We start from the raw sequence: 14,309 nt of genomic DNA, 5'->3' as shown, positions 1-14,309 counted from the left end.
TATGCGCGTTGGTCGAGGAAAGCGAAAGACAGTTGGCTCCTACAGGTCGTCACCGTTCATCCTCCTGTCACTGCACGTTCGCCAAGTCGTCATAAACAAAGTCCATCGTAAAACTCCCGTACACGCCTTGGGAGACTCGAAATGGCTCAGCCTTACGAAGAACGCAACAGCGCCGTCAAGACCCGCCGTCAACAAGAAGACCAGCGTCGCATGGCCTTTCGTCGTGCGATTGAAGACCTTACGGACCAGCGCCAACTGCGCCTGGAAACAGCCGACTACCCAGACCTCGGCGCCATCAATTATTGGCAGGCGGCATCGGTAAGTGGCCGTCGAAACGCTCAACCAGGGCGCTGATTTGTTGGCGTTCACTGCGGATAAATCCCAGAAACGCATGCGCTACCGGTGACAGGCGCTTAGCCTTGGCCTGCACCACGCACCAACTGCGATACAGCGGCAACTCTTCGACCGGTAGCTCGCGCAGCAGGCCGGTCGCCAGCTCTAGGCTGACGGCGTGGCGCGTTAACAGCGCCACGCCCAACCCGGCCACTGCACATTCACGTTGAGATTCGTTGGACGACACTTCTAGCGTTTGATCGAAATGCACGCGCTTCTCTTTGAAATACTCCTCGCACGCCATGCGCGTCCCCGAACCTTGCTCGCGCATCAGCAAGGTATACGGCTCTAGGTCCTGCAAACGTAGCGGGCCGCGCTCGCACAGCGGGTGGTCGGTGGGCGCGACGGCGACGATGGGGTTATTCAAAAACGGCAAAAATTCCAGGCCCATGTCTTGCGGCACCATCGACATGATCACCAGGTCATCGCGGTTGTCCGAAAGCCTGCGCACGGCCTGCGCACGATTGACCACCGTGAGTTGCAAATTAACTTCGGGGTGCTGGCGCTTGAAAGCGGCAAACAGGTGCGGAACAAAATATTTCGCGCTCGATTCGATGGCCAACTTCAACTGGCCCTGCAGCGAGCCCAGCATGTCCGACAGTTGCATATCGAGGTTTTCGAGACGCCCAAAAATGTCTCGGCTGGCCAGCTTAAGAGCTTCAGCTGCCTCGGTCATGTACAGCTTCTTGCTCACATACTCGAACAAAGGCTGGCCAATCAGCTCTTCCAACTGCCGAATTTGTAGACTTACGGCGGGTTGCGTCAGCGACATTTCTTCTGCTGCACGGCTGTAAGAGCGCAAATCACAGACTTCGTTGAACACTTGAAGTTGTCTAAAGGTGATACGCATCAATGACTTACGCATTTTATAAATAATACTCAGCGAAGTAGGTCGCTCGACTATAAGTCTTTACTTATGCATGACCCAAGAAATATTGATTTTTGTTTATTCATGCGGAGGGCTAGTGTGACAACGCAACGGTTCAGACACATTTGGACACGTGCTGACCTGGTCTAGCAGGTCGTTTGTTCCATGGGCTTTAAGGAAAAATCCAAGTGATAAAAAAGATCCTGATCGCCAACCGCGGAGAAATTGCCGTCCGCATCGTGCGAGCCTGCGCCGAGATGGGCATTCGCTCCGTAGCGGTCTATTCCGACGCTGACCGTCATGCATTGCATGTTAAGCGTGCCGACGAAGCGCACAGCATTGGTGAAGATCCGCTGGCCGGTTACTTAAACCCGCGCAAGCTGGTGAACCTGGCGGTTGAAACCGGCTGTGATGCTTTGCATCCGGGCTACGGTTTCTTGTCAGAAAACGCTGAGCTGGCGGATATTTGCGCCGAACGCGGCATCAAGTTCATCGGCCCAGCCGCTGAAGTCATTCGCCGCATGGGCGACAAGACAGAAGCTCGCCGCAGCATGATCAAAGCCGGTGTGCCGGTAACGCCGGGCACTGAAGGCAACGTGGCTGACATCCACGAGGCGCTGCTCGAAGGCGAGCGCATTGGCTACCCCGTCATGCTCAAAGCCACCTCGGGCGGCGGCGGTCGCGGTATTCGTCGCTGCAACAGCCGTGAAGAACTGGAACAAGCCTTTCCACGCGTGATCTCCGAAGCCACCAAAGCATTTGGTTCGGCTGAAGTGTTCCTCGAAAAATGCATCGTGAACCCTAAGCACATCGAGGCGCAGATCCTGGGTGACAGCTTCGGCAACGTGGTGCATTTATTTGAGCGCGACTGCTCGATCCAGCGTCGCAACCAAAAGCTCATCGAAATCGCCCCAAGCCCTCAACTGACCCCTGAGCAGCGCGCCTACATCGGCGACCTGTCGGTGCGCGCAGCCAAGGCCGTGGGTTACGAAAACGCCGGTACTGTGGAGTTCCTGCTCGCCGAGGGCGAGGTGTACTTCATGGAGATGAACACCCGGGTGCAGGTGGAACACACCATCACCGAAGAAATTACCGGCATCGACATTGTTCGCGAACAAATCCGCATCGCCTCCGGCCTGCCGCTGTCTATCAAACAAGAAGACATTCAGCACCGTGGCTTTGCCCTGCAATTTCGGATCAACGCCGAAGACCCGAAAAACAACTTCCTGCCGAGCTTCGGCAAGATCACCCGTTACTACGCGCCCGGCGGGCCTGGCGTGCGTACCGACACGGCGATCTATACCGGCTACACCATCCCACCGTATTACGACTCCATGTGTCTGAAACTGGTGGTGTGGGCGCTAACGTGGGAAGAAGCGATGGACCGTGGTTTGCGCGCCCTCGACGACATGCGTCTGCAAGGGGTTAAAACCACCGCCGCGTATTACCAGGAAATCCTGCGTAACCCGGAATTCCGTAGTGGCCAGTTCAACACCAGCTTCGTAGAAAGCCACCCAGAACTGACCAACTACTCGATTAAGCGCAAACCCGAAGAGCTGGCCCTGGCCATTGCCGCCGCCATCGCCGCCCACGCAGGCCTGTAAGGAATAAAACAATGTCTAAAAAGATTTTCGTCACCGACACCATCCTGCGCGACGCCCACCAGTCGCTGCTGGCCACCCGCATGCGTACCGAAGACATGCTGCCCATCTGCGACAAGCTCGACAAAGTCGGCTACTGGTCGCTGGAAGTGTGGGGCGGCGCGACCTTTGATGCCTGTGTGCGTTTTCTGAAAGAAGACCCGTGGGAGCGTCTGCGCCAACTGCGTGCGGCACTGCCTAACACCCGTCTGCAAATGCTGCTGCGCGGTCAAAACCTGCTGGGCTACCGCCATTACAGCGACGACGTGGTTAAAGCGTTCGTCGCCAAGGCCGCCGTCAACGGCATCGATGTGTTCCGCATCTTCGATGCCATGAACGACGTGCGTAACCTGCGCGTGGCCATCGAGGCTGTAAAAGCCGCTGGCAAACACGCTCAAGGCACCATCGCCTACACCACCAGCCCGGTGCACACCGTTGAGGCGTTTGTGGCTCAGGCCAAGCAAATGGAAGCCATGGGTTGCGACTCGATTGCGATCAAAGACATGGCTGGCCTGCTGACGCCGTTCGCCACGGGCGACTTGGTTAAAGCGCTGAAAGCTGAAATCAGCCTGCCGATTTTTATCCACTCCCACGACACGGCTGGTCTGGCGAGCATGTGCCAGCTCAAGGCCATCGAGAACGGCGCCGATCACATCGACACCGCCATCTCCAGCTTTGCGTGGGGCACCAGCCACCCGGGCACCGAGTCTATGGTTGCAGCCCTTAAAGGCAGCGAATACGACACCGGCATCGACCTGGCGCTGTTGCAGGAAATTGGCCTGTACTTCTACGCCGTGCGTAAGAAGTACCACCAGTTCGAAAGCGAATTCACCGCCGTCGACACCCGCGTACAAGTTAACCAAGTGCCGGGCGGGATGATCTCCAACCTAGCCAACCAGCTCAAAGAGCAAGGTGCCCTGAACCGCATGAGCGAAGTGCTGGCCGAGATCCCGCGTGTACGTGAAGACCTGGGCTTCCCGCCGCTGGTGACGCCGACCTCGCAAATCGTGGGCACGCAGGCGTTCTTTAACGTGCTGGCGGGTGAGCGTTACAAAACCATCACCAACGAAGTGAAGCTGTACCTGCAAGGCGGCTACGGCAAAGCGCCGGGCGTTGTGAACGAACAACTGCGCCGTCAGGCCATTGGCAACGAAGAACTGATCGACGTACGACCAGCTGACCTGCTGAAGCCCGAAATGGTCAAACTGCGTGCCGACATTGGCGCACTGGCCACGTCAGAAGAAGACGTCCTGACCTTCGCCATGTTCCCGGACATCGGTCGTAAGTTCTTAGAAGAGCGTGCGGCGGGCACCCTGGCCCCAGAAGTGCTGCTGCCGATTCCTGAGGCGGGTGGCGTGAGCAAGGCGGGCGGCGAGGGCGTACCGACCGAATTCGTGATCGACGTACACGGCGAAAGCTACCGCGTCGACATCACCGGTGTCGGCGTCAAATCCGAAGGCAAGCGTCACTTCTACTTGTCCATCGACGGCATGCCGGAAGAAGTGGTGTTCGAGCCACTCAACGAATTCGTGGGCGGATCTGCCAGCAAGCGCAAACAAGCCAGCGAGCCGGGGCATGTCAGCACCGCCATGCCGGGCAATATCGTCGACGTGTTGGTCAGCGTGGGTGACATCGTCAAGGCCGGTCAATCGGTACTGATCACCGAAGCCATGAAAATGGAGACCGAAGTACAGGCCGCCATCGCGGGCAAAATCATCACCATCCACGTCATCAAAGGTGACCGCGTCAACCCGGGCGAAATCCTGATCGAAATCGAAGCCTGATACCACCTTTGATCCAAACGCTTTAAACCTCGGGGGAGCATGTGCTCCCCTTTTTTTACCCGAGATTTGACCTCGCTCCTATGCGGGGGTGAAATCAGGCATTTCGTACGACGTTTCCCTTTCAATCCGTAGAAACTTCCGAGAAAATCCGCATCGCTTGCGCCAGCCAAAATCGGGGTCTAGTCTCGGCCCGTCGCTGCACATCAGCGATCGGGTTTAGTCGCCCGGTTCTCACTAGGCGCAATGCGCCACCTCTGCGAGGCGCTTTTTTTCGGCCTCAGCTTTATGGTGGCCGTGCGCAGGGCGCCTTTGGGCGCGCCGGGTTTCCTAGTGTGCCGGTCGACTAACCTGCGTGCGGCTGCCACCCCATCGTTTAGTCGCGATCAGTGACAGCTCCTTCAACCCACTAGGAGTCATCGTCATGAAAAAAATAGTTCCCGACCCGCCTGTAACCGCCCTCGATACGGATGCGAGCGCCGACCTGTTATTGGACCGAGCCGCTGCGGATCGCGCGTTAAATCACTACCTGCTCATTCCTCCTGCGCCTTCGCCCGCGAAAACCGCCACGTACAGCATCTGCGACAGCGTTAGCCTTGAAGCGGCGCTGGTCGAAGCGTCAGGGCTGTTGCGCTGCGCGGGCGCCTCAGTGAGTGAGGCGGGCAATAGTTTGAGCGGCGCTCAGCGCGATCTGGTGTTGTCGGTATTGCACCTCGTCGACCTGGCTCGGGCCTACGTAGACAAATCGCTGGACGGTTTGACGACGCACTAAAGCAGCTTGTAGCAACTGTCGAGCTCCGCGAGGCTGCGGCCGATTGAGAGGCGATCGTAAACCCCGAGAACCTAATCTGGCTGTTGGTCTGAGATAGCCCATTTGCGACGGCTGCGCCGCCGGACGTAGCCTCGCGAAGCTCGACAACTGCTACAAGGCTTCTGCGTTTTAATGCAGATTTATTTAAACTGATTCATTTATTCTGCAATTAATTGCACTTTCAGAGAGGCTTCATCGCGATAACTGCACTATATTGCAGTTATCGCTGCATTTGTCTTGTTCGAAGTGCATTAAATTGCAGGTGGAAGCATGTTCCAGTTAACCCTTCAGCTCTATCGTGCTGGCCAGTGGCAGGATGCTATGACACTGGCTTTTCCTGAGCCGGAAAAAGGCCTGAAAGGGCCTTGTCGCTTTGGGTACAAGCAGGATTATTTAGTCGAAAGCCTGCACGCCATTGATAGCTGTTTCTCAGCCTCGGTGAGTGCACGTGTACCGCTTGATTGGGAAGCCCGGCACACCAAAGAAGCGCCGGCTTTTGTGCATGACATTGCACCCGCAGGTGCCGCTAAAAAAATTCTGACTCGGCAAATAGGTCGTGAAAAGCCGGACGGTCTGGCAATTGATCTTTTTTTACTGGGTCGCAGCACGCTGGCCCCTATTGGTCATCTTCGAATAAAAGAGTCGTATGAGCGGCTGGACGTCACCGCGCCCATTGGTTTCTCCCGACAGGCAGTGATTGACCGCGACAATGATTTTCTTGAGTACGCTCATGAGCAAGGTGCTGCCATTGGCGGGGCGACAGGGGCGGGCGGGGAATCCCCCAAGCTCTTAATGGCTGAGGCCGCTGATGGATTGTTGTACCCGGATGCCACGCTTGCCGATGCGGATGTTAAGCAGCACTGGTTTATCAAGTTCTCCCGCAATCAAGCGCTCGAGCGTGATCAAACCATTCTGCGCAGTGAATACCTGTACTACCGGGCGCTGCAAACGTTGGGTATTGAAACCGTCCCGGCCCAGGGTTTGGCTTTGGAAGAAGGGCGTAAACCGAGTCTGTGGATGCAGCGCTTTGATCGCAGGGTTACGGCTCAGGGTGTCGAGCGACTGGCGGTGGAGTCGGTTTACTCATTAGCCCAAGTGACTGAGGCTGGCAGTGACATGAGCCACCTTGAAGTGCTCGAGTTGTTGGCAGCGTTGTGGGGGCAGGCGGGGCAGCAGGCGCAAATCCCAGATCTGGTGGCTGAATATTTGCGTCGGGATCTATTGAATAAAATCTTGGGCAATAGCGATAACCACGGTCGTAATACCGCGATCATTCGTGATGCGGGCTCATTTCGTTTGGCGCCGATCTACGACTTGGCGCCCATGGTGATGGACGATGAAGGCATTACCCGTACCACCAAGTGGGGGGCGGGTATTGAGAACGCTGGGCAGATCAATTGGCGAGCAGCCTGTGAGTCGTTGAGCGCGGTTATTGCGCCAGACTTGGCCTTTGAGCGCTTGCGTCACGATGCTCTGCAATTATTGGCGTTGCCTGACGTGCTTAGCGGCAGTGGCTTGCCTGACCTCACGATGAATCACCCGCAAATTGCGCTTAAACATCTGGATAAACGCTTACAAGAATGGGGGCTGAAATGACCCTGAGCATTGATGTACGCCAGCTGAAGATCGAGAACATTGAGGCTGATTTGGCCCACGGCAAGATCACCTTAGGCGAGGCGGTGAGGCGGTTGAGGGTTGATGTCACCACGCTGCAGCAAACTCGGTTTGCTGGAATGTGCAAAATTTCGGTTCGCACTTTGATCCAAATCGAGAGCGACGAAGGCAATCCCACGCTCAAATCCCTGAATGCAGTCTTCAAGCCCTTTGGCTTGCAGATGGGTGTGGTTCGTCGACCTAAACGTTTTTAAGTCCCTTCTGTACAAAAAACGCCCAACAGTCCTTGTTGGGCGTATTGATCAAAATTTAATCAGTTAAAGCTCTGCATTCTTCAAGCGTCTTGATTTGGCCGCTTTTTGGCTGGTTATCCAGTGCCAGCCATTTTTCGAAGCCTGTCGCGATAGCGGGCCATTCCGTACCGATAATGCTGTACCACGTGGTATCACGATTTTTGCCTTTAGCTACCATATGTTGGCGAAAAACGCCTTCGTATGTGTACCCTAATCGTACTGCTGTACGTTTCGATCTGGCGTTCTCGTTGTTGCACTTCCACTCCAGGCGACGATTGCCCAGTGCAAAGGATTCCTTGGCCAGCAAGTAGGCGGCTTCGGTACTTTTCGGCGAGCGCTGCATGGGAGCGCCGAAGGTCACGTGGCCGATCTCGATGCGCCCGTGCTCGGGCACGATGGACATCAGGCTGAGCAGGCCTTGTGCCTGACCATTGGCTTGGTCGATGACGGTGTAGAAGTAAGGGTCGAGGCTGGCGGCATTGCCGTTGAGCCACTCGTTAAATTGCGCGCGTTCTGCGAAAGGGCCGTAGGCCATGTAGTCCCAGAGTTTGGGATCGCCTTCAGGCCCTTCTAAGGCTAGCCATAAATCGTCGCCATGACGCTGTGGGTCGAGCTTTTCCAGACGAATGTAACGCCCCTCAAGTACCTGATTGTGCGGGCGCTCGGCGGGCTGCCAGTGTTCTAGAGATTGAGGCATTACGGGCTCCTTATTTATGACAAGGCTTTGCGAAACTGGATAAAGCCAGGGCGTTCGGCAATGCGCTCGTAAAGTTGGATCGCGGTGGCGTTGGTTTCCTGGGTCAACCAGTGGACTTTAGAGCACTGTTTGTCGCGGGCTTGGGCATAAACGTGCTCGATCAACAGGCGACCGGCACCTGTGCCGCGCACCTCGGGGCTGACAAACAGGTCTTGAAGGTAGCAGCCATCACCGATGCTCCAGTTGGTGCGGTGATAAACGAACTGCACGATGCCCACGGCCTTGTCGCCTTGCCAAGCAATAGCCAAGTTAGTCGGTTCGGCCGGGTCGAGAAAACGCTGCCACGTCGACTCGCTGACCTCGGCCGGTAATTGGGTTTTGTAGAACGTCAGGTACGCCTGCCAGAGCGGCAGCCATTGGTCGTGATCGGCGGCGGTGGCGGGTTTGATCTGCAGTTGCTGAGCCATGTTGCTATTCCTTAGCCATTAAGTGGGCGAGTGCGTGGTCGTTTGAGTGGTTGGTGGCCAACAGGCCGTCGCGCACACCGATCTGGTCGGCAGCGCTGCGGTTTTGGCTGAGTTTGCGTTTGCCGATAAGCCGCGAGACGGGAATGCTGAAACCCACAATGGCCTTGAGCATGCTGTCGATGTAATCGCGTGGAGCATCGCTGACTGCCCACGGTTCGGGCCGATTGGCTTCGTGTTGGTTGCTCAGTCGGCTGACCAGTGCGAGCAGGCGTTCAGGGTCATCGAATACCTCGGCTTGGCCGTACGCGTGAACGGCGAGGTAGTTCCAGGTGGGCACGGATTTACCGTCTACCGCTTTGCTCGGGTAGAACGATGGACTGATGTAGGCCTGTTCTCCGGCAAAAATTACCAGCGCCTCGGCTCCTTCAGCCAATGCCTGCCAATGTGGATTTACCCGCGCCAGGTGCCCGTACAACGTGCCATGGGCGCCTTCGTCCGGGTTGAGCAGTAACGGAACATGGCTGGCGAGCAGGCCTTGGCTGCCGTGGGTGATCAGCACGGGCAGGGCCGCGGCTTGCATCTGTTTATGCAAGGTGCTGATGTCGTTTTCTGCAAAGTCGCGGGGCACGTACATAGAAATTTTCCTTGGCGTATGGCTGCATCCTAGGCAGGCTATTGGTTCGTTGTAAGAGCCAATACAGGTCATTTTTATAGGTCCAATCCATGCCTGATTCTGCGTTATCCATTGCTTTCAATCCGGCCGGAATCGAGCTGGACCCTAAAAAAGGTTTGAGCGCTCAGCTGTATCAGGCGCTGCGCCAAAGGGTGCTCGACGGTCGGCTCAACAGTGGCTCGCGGCTGCCAGCCAGTCGTGACTTGGCGGCAGCACTTGGGGTTTCGCGTAACAGCGTGGTTCGCGCTTACGATCAGCTCTATGCCGAGGGTTTTATCGAGGGGCGGGTAGGGGATGGGACGTATGTGGCTCAATTGCCCGAAAAGGCATTGCCGCTGAAAAAGTTGTCCACCAAGTTATCCACAGGGTTTTCAACAAGCTTACCCACAGGGTTATCCACAAAACTGGGTGATTTACCTGTAATTACATCCAGTAAAGTTATCCACAGCTCGGCGTTGGGGAGGGTTGTTCAGCACCCATTACCGTTGCCAGCCAAGGGGGCACCACGGGCGTTTCGGGTGGGGGTTCCGGCCTATGATTTGTTCCCATTTGAGGTCTGGAGCAAGCTCCAGGCGGCATTTTGGCGCAAGCCGGATTTACATTATCTGAGCTATGGCGACCCGGCAGGCGAGCAACGGCTGAGAGAATTGATTGCCGTCTATTTACGCACCTCGCGTGGTTTGTCGTGCACGGCTGAGCAAATTTTGATCACCAGTGGCGCACAGCAAGGAATTAGCCTTTGTGCACAGCTGCTGGTAGAGCCTGGGCGAGGGGTTGCTGTGGAAAATCCAGGCTACCGTGCGGCGGCTCAAGCCTTTGCGATTGCGGGGGCTCATGTACAGGGTGTGGCGGTCGATCAGGAAGGCATGGATTGTGCGGCGCTGGCGGGGTTAAACGATTGCAGGCTGGCCTATGTGACCCCTTCGCATCAGTACCCGACAGGCGTGACGATGAGCCTGGCTCGGCGCCTTGAGTTGCTGGCGTGGGCCGAGCGTGAACAGGGCTGGATTGTCGAAGACGACTACGATGGCGAGTACCGTTATTCGGGTGCGCCATTGGCGCCGCTGGCGGCATTGGACCGTCAGGGCCGGGTGATTTACGTGGGCACGTTCGGCAAGGTGGCATTCCCGGCGTTGCGCCTGGGTTATATGGTCTTGCCGCCCGCATTGATGGAGCCATTTGCTCAGCGACGTGCGTTGGACATGCGCCACTCGGAGGTGAGCACGCAAGTGGTGATGGCTGAGTTCATGGCGGCAGGGCATTTTCAGCGGCATATCCGCCGCATGCGCCGCGCTGCACTGGCGCGGCGCAATGCCTTGCTGGCGCATTGGCCGACCGACATTCCTGGATTGGGCGCGGCACCGTGCGTGGTGGCGGGCTTGCACTTGACCGTGCCCGTCACAAGCTTTGAGCGCGAACAAACCTTGCTGGCGCAGGCTCATCAGGCAGGCGTTGAGGTCAATGGGTTGAGCCGCTATTGGTTGGACGACTCGGTTGAGCCTGTGGATAAACGTGCTGGGCTGGTGCTGGGTTTTGCGGCGGTGCCGGAGGCTGACATCAAAGCGGCATTAGGGCGATTGAGAAACGTGTGGCGATGAATGTACGTGGCATAAAGCCCCGTAGCAGTTGCCGAGCTCTGCGAGGCTACGTCCGATTGCGTAGCGATCGTAAACCCTGAGAGCCCGATTTAATTGAAACATCGAGATAGCCTATTTACGACTGCTACGCAGCCGGACGTAGCCTCGCGAAGCTCGGCAACTGCTACGTATAACTAGGCCTTGAATAAAAAAGGCATCAAGGCCGTTGCTTCCACTTTTTTTACCCCTTGGTAATGTTTAAAAACCCCTCCAGCACGTTGACCGCGTTCACGCCGATTTCTTCTACCGCGTAGCCACCTTCCATCACGAACAGCGTCGGTTTGCCCAGGCGCGCAATACGCTCGCCCATGAGCAGGTAGTCCGGGCTGTCGAGTTTGAACTGCGAGATCGGATCGTTCTTGAAGGTATCGACCCCCAGCGAAACCACGATGACGTCGGCGTCGTAGCGCTCGATCTCGGCGCAGGCCTGCTCAAGCGCCGCGCTCCAGCGATCCCAGGCTGAGCCGGCAGCCAGCGGGTAGTTGAAGTTGAAGCCTTCGCCCGCCCCTTCCCCGAGTTCATCGTCGTAGCCCAGAAAAAACGGGAACTCCGCCTCGGGATGGCCGTGAATCGAGGTGAACAGCACGTCATTACGATCATAAAAAATCGACTGCGTGCCGTTGCCGTGGTGGTAGTCCACGTCGAGGATGGCGACCTTGCTGCGACCCTGATCGAGGAAGGCTTGTGTGGCAATGGCGGCGTTGTTGAGGTAGCAATAGCCGCCCATCAAATCGCTGGCCGCGTGATGGCCCGGCGGACGGCACAGCGCAAATGCGCTATGAGCGCCGTTCTGGATGGCGGCCTGCGCGGTCAGCGCCACTTGTGCCGCGCTGTAGGCTGCGCGCCATGTGCCTGCTGTAATCGGAGCGCCACCATCAAAGCTGTAGTAGCCGAGTTGGCCGTGCAGGGTGGTCGGCAAAACGGCGCGCAGTGTACGAGCCGGCCAGGTGTAGGGGAGTAAGTCGCCATCGCGGCCATGTTCGGTCCAGCGGTCCCAAGCACCCTGAAAAAAGTCCAGGTAGGCCGCGCTGTGAATACGCTGGATCGGGCCACGGCCGAAGTCATGCGGGGCTTGCACGGGGCCGAGTTCGCGGGTTTGTACCCGTTGCAGAATATGGTCTGCACGCGAGGGCATTTCGAAGCAAGGCAGCAATTGCCCGTCGATCAACTCACAGCGGCCATGATGCAGATGGTGATCATCAGAATAGATAGTCAGCATTTTCTTATTCTCCGTAGGCTTGATCGGTGGCCTACAGTTTTGCGGCGCAGGATGTTTCAGAGAACGGCAGGAGCGGCCAAAAGGAGATTAATGTGGCCGAAATAGCTGTCCGAAATTCGCCCTTTTTCAGGGCGTTTATGCCCGAAATTGGCTCGGTGACACACCGCTCCAGCGCACGAACGCATGGCGAAAGCTCGCTGTTTCGCTGAAACCCAGGGTGTCTGCAATTCGATAAATCGGCCATTCGGTCTCGTGAAGCAACAGCTTGGCGCGCTCAAAGCGCAGTTCGTCGAGCAGCCCTTGATAGCTGCAGCCGGCGTCATGCAGGTGGCGGCGCAAGGTGCGCGGCGAGCAGTTCAGTTGTTCGGCCAGGCCTTCGAGCCCCGGTGCGGCATGCAGTTGGGCGGCGAGCAGTTGGCGGATGCGCGATAACCAGGTTTGGCGACCCGTGAACTCTAGGTTTTGTTTGCGGCAGCGTTCAGCCATGGCCTGGTGGGTGATGGCATCGGCCAGCGGCAGCGGGTGATCAAGCCACTGTTTGGCAAAGGCGAACGCGTTGTCGGGTGCATCAAACAGGCGCGGGCAATTGAAGGTGTGTTCGTAGCGCGCGTGGTAGTCCGGTTTGCTGTGCGCAAAGCGTGCGGCCGCTAACGACAGCGATTGGCCGATCAGGTCTTCGCAAATAACTTTGAGGGACACCATGCACAATTGCGCATTGAACACGGCCAACTGCGGGTCTTCGTGGTACTGGTCAGCGCGGAACCAGACCTGATCGCCTTCGACGGCCAAACTCAGCTCAAACAGTGTTCCCAGCAGTGCCGGGTAGCGGATGGCAAAGCGCAAAGCGTCACCTAAGGTGGCACTGGTGAGTAGTGCATAACCCAGCATGCCGTAGGACGACACATGCATGCGGCGGCCCAGTTCCAGGCCAATTTCACGCCGCAACGCCACGGCATTAGCGCATACGCGCATTTCCTGACTGGTGGTGATGCGTATGTCTGCGCGGCTCAAGTCCGCTGCCCGTATGCCGCTGCCCGCTAGCAGCGCTTCGCTGGGCAAGCCTTCAGCCTCGAAGGTGCTGAGCACCAGCGAAACCGCATTGAGCGTGGTGAGGTGTGAATGCAGCATGCTCGCTTCCTGCGTGGAGGTGCAGGGAGCGAGCAAGTTGTGTGCCGGGGGCGTTAAGCCAGTTCACCACATAGGTCTAATTCGACCAAACGGCGAACATCAGCCACTGGCAAGCCAGAGCCCAGCAATGCATTCAATTTGCCGAACGCTGCTTCGCGGGTCATGCCGCCACCCGAGAGCACGCCAACCCCCCGCAAGCGGCTGCCTGCTTCGTACACGTCCAGCTCCACACCGCCTTCGTGGCATTGGGTAATGGCGACGACCACGATGTCTTTTTCGTACGCCTGTTGCAGGCTAGACAGGAACGCCGGGTTGTCGCTGGGGCCGGTGCCGCTGCCGAAACACTCCAGCACCAAGGCCTGAATACCGCTGCTCAGAATGGCATCCAATTGTGCGGCGCCGATCCCCGGCACCAATGGCAATACACCGACGCTGGCTTCTTGCTTGGGCTGTTGATAAGTCAGGGCGAGCGGTAAGGATTCGGCCTTTGCGCCGCCACCGTTACGTTTGAGCGCAACAAATGGGTGGTGGCCGAAGCTGCGCACTTTCGCGCAACGCGTCGGGGCCAGCAGTTCACCGTGGAAGTACAGTTGCACACCGTGAGGCTGGCCCTGGCCCAAAGCACTTAACGCACCGCTGACATTTGGCCAGGCATCGCTATCGGGCACGCCCGCAGGCAGCATGGAGCCGGTAAACAACACAGGGGCTTGCAAGCCTAAGAGCTGGAAGCACATGGCGGCGGCGCTGTAGGCCAACGTATCTGTGCCGTGCAGGACCAATACCGAGTCGCAGCCATCCTGTTCGATGGCTTCGATGATTGCTGCACGTAGGCGCAGCCAGTAGGCGGGCGTCATGTTGGCGCTGTCGATCAGCGGGCTCATTTCGCGAAAACGCCACTGTGGTACGTGCAGCTGCGGTTGGCTGGCCAGGTGGGCGCTCATGCGCGCTTCAAAGCCCGATGCAGGGGCAAGGCCGTTGGCGCTGGCTTGCATGCCAATGGTGCCGCCGGTGTAGAGCACCATGACGCGCTGGGCAATGTGATGAGTGGCTGTCATTTAAAGTCCCCATAAGCAAAAACGCGGGGGGTT

At 57.5% G+C, this 14,309-nt stretch carries 14 protein-coding genes; 7 read left to right on the top strand and 7 right to left on the bottom strand.

Annotation, left to right across the window (positions count from 1 at the left end):
- Nucleotides 1-141: 141 nt before the first annotated feature.
- The gene (locus tag B347_RS0123645) at nt 142-354 is read left to right on the top strand and encodes a PA3496 family putative envelope integrity protein (RefSeq protein ID WP_019412170.1); all 213 of its coding nucleotides are present in this window, start codon (nt 142-144) and stop codon (nt 352-354) included.
- Here B347_RS0123645 and B347_RS0123640 read toward each other — a convergent pair.
- Nucleotides 296-1,258 carry a LysR family transcriptional regulator gene (locus tag B347_RS0123640; protein WP_026014384.1) on the bottom strand — a complete coding sequence of 321 codons (963 nt, stop codon included), beginning with the start codon at nt 1,256-1,258 and terminating at the stop codon, nt 296-298. The genes B347_RS0123645 and B347_RS0123640 overlap by 59 nt on opposite strands.
- A 191-nt stretch (nt 1,259-1,449) precedes the next feature.
- Between B347_RS0123640 and B347_RS0123635 the strand changes: the two genes are divergently transcribed.
- The 5 genes from B347_RS0123635 to B347_RS0123615 all read left to right on the top strand — a co-directional run bounded on the left by B347_RS0123635 (nt 1,450) and on the right by B347_RS0123615 (nt 7,361).
- On the top strand, nt 1,450-2,865 hold the full coding sequence (locus B347_RS0123635) for an acetyl-CoA carboxylase biotin carboxylase subunit (protein WP_019412168.1): 1,416 nt from the start codon (nt 1,450-1,452) through the stop codon (nt 2,863-2,865).
- An 11-nt stretch (nt 2,866-2,876) separates the two neighbouring features.
- A complete protein-coding gene (oadA, locus tag B347_RS0123630; RefSeq protein ID WP_019412167.1) occupies nt 2,877-4,685 on the top strand; it encodes a sodium-extruding oxaloacetate decarboxylase subunit alpha in 1,809 nt (602 codons plus the stop codon).
- Between the two features lie 421 nt (nt 4,686-5,106).
- Nucleotides 5,107-5,454 (top strand): DUF6124 family protein, encoded by a 348-nt coding sequence (locus tag B347_RS0123625; protein WP_019412166.1) that lies wholly within the window; start codon nt 5,107-5,109, stop codon nt 5,452-5,454.
- 309 nt (nt 5,455-5,763) lie between these two features.
- The gene (locus tag B347_RS0123620; RefSeq protein WP_019412165.1) at nt 5,764-7,089 is read left to right on the top strand and encodes a HipA domain-containing protein; all 1,326 of its coding nucleotides are present in this window, start codon (nt 5,764-5,766) and stop codon (nt 7,087-7,089) included.
- Entirely contained in the window at nt 7,086-7,361 is a 276-nt protein-coding gene (locus B347_RS0123615; protein WP_019412164.1) for a hypothetical protein, read from the top strand. The genes B347_RS0123620 and B347_RS0123615 overlap by 4 nt, the downstream gene beginning before the upstream one ends.
- 55 nt (nt 7,362-7,416) lie before the next feature.
- Here B347_RS0123615 and B347_RS0123610 read toward each other — a convergent pair whose 3' ends face one another.
- Genes B347_RS0123610 through B347_RS0123600 form a run of 3 tightly spaced genes read right to left on the bottom strand, consistent with a single transcriptional unit; the run spans nt 7,417 to nt 9,198 of the window.
- Nucleotides 7,417-8,097, bottom strand: coding sequence for a GNAT family N-acetyltransferase (locus B347_RS0123610; protein ID WP_019412163.1), 681 nt, complete (start codon nt 8,095-8,097; stop codon nt 7,417-7,419).
- Between the two features lie 14 nt (nt 8,098-8,111).
- Nucleotides 8,112-8,564 (bottom strand): GNAT family N-acetyltransferase, encoded by a 453-nt coding sequence (locus tag B347_RS0123605; RefSeq protein WP_019412162.1) that lies wholly within the window; start codon nt 8,562-8,564, stop codon nt 8,112-8,114.
- Between the two features lie 4 nt (nt 8,565-8,568).
- Nucleotides 8,569-9,198: an FMN-binding negative transcriptional regulator gene (locus B347_RS0123600; protein ID WP_019412161.1), complete on the bottom strand. Its 630-nt coding sequence runs from the start codon at nt 9,196-9,198 to the stop codon at nt 8,569-8,571.
- Nucleotides 9,199-9,287: 89 nt separating this feature from the next.
- Between B347_RS0123600 and B347_RS0123595 the strand changes: the two genes are divergently transcribed.
- Nucleotides 9,288-10,835, top strand: a complete 1,548-nt coding sequence (locus B347_RS0123595) for a PLP-dependent aminotransferase family protein (RefSeq protein ID WP_019412160.1) — start codon at nt 9,288-9,290, stop codon at nt 10,833-10,835.
- A 220-nt stretch (nt 10,836-11,055) separates the two neighbouring features.
- On the opposite strand, the gene B347_RS0123590 is transcribed toward B347_RS0123595, so the two are convergent.
- From B347_RS0123590 to B347_RS0123580, 3 genes are all read right to left on the bottom strand, one after another.
- On the bottom strand, nt 11,056-12,093 hold the full coding sequence (locus B347_RS0123590) for a histone deacetylase family protein (protein ID WP_019412159.1): 1,038 nt from the start codon (nt 12,091-12,093) through the stop codon (nt 11,056-11,058).
- A gap of 135 nt (nt 12,094-12,228) precedes the next feature.
- Nucleotides 12,229-13,221 (bottom strand): AraC family transcriptional regulator, encoded by a 993-nt coding sequence (locus B347_RS0123585; RefSeq protein WP_019412158.1) that lies wholly within the window; start codon nt 13,219-13,221, stop codon nt 12,229-12,231.
- A gap of 53 nt (nt 13,222-13,274) precedes the next feature.
- On the bottom strand, nt 13,275-14,276 hold the full coding sequence (locus tag B347_RS0123580) for an asparaginase (RefSeq protein ID WP_019412157.1): 1,002 nt from the start codon (nt 14,274-14,276) through the stop codon (nt 13,275-13,277).
- Between the last annotated feature and the right edge of the window lie 33 nt (nt 14,277-14,309).

It is taken from the genome of Pseudomonas psychrophila HA-4, from assembly GCF_000282975.1.
GTDB lineage: Bacteria > Pseudomonadota > Gammaproteobacteria > Pseudomonadales > Pseudomonadaceae > Aquipseudomonas > Aquipseudomonas psychrophila_A.
Note: the sequence above shows the minus strand (reverse complement) of the source record. Positions and strands in the feature narration are given on the sequence as shown.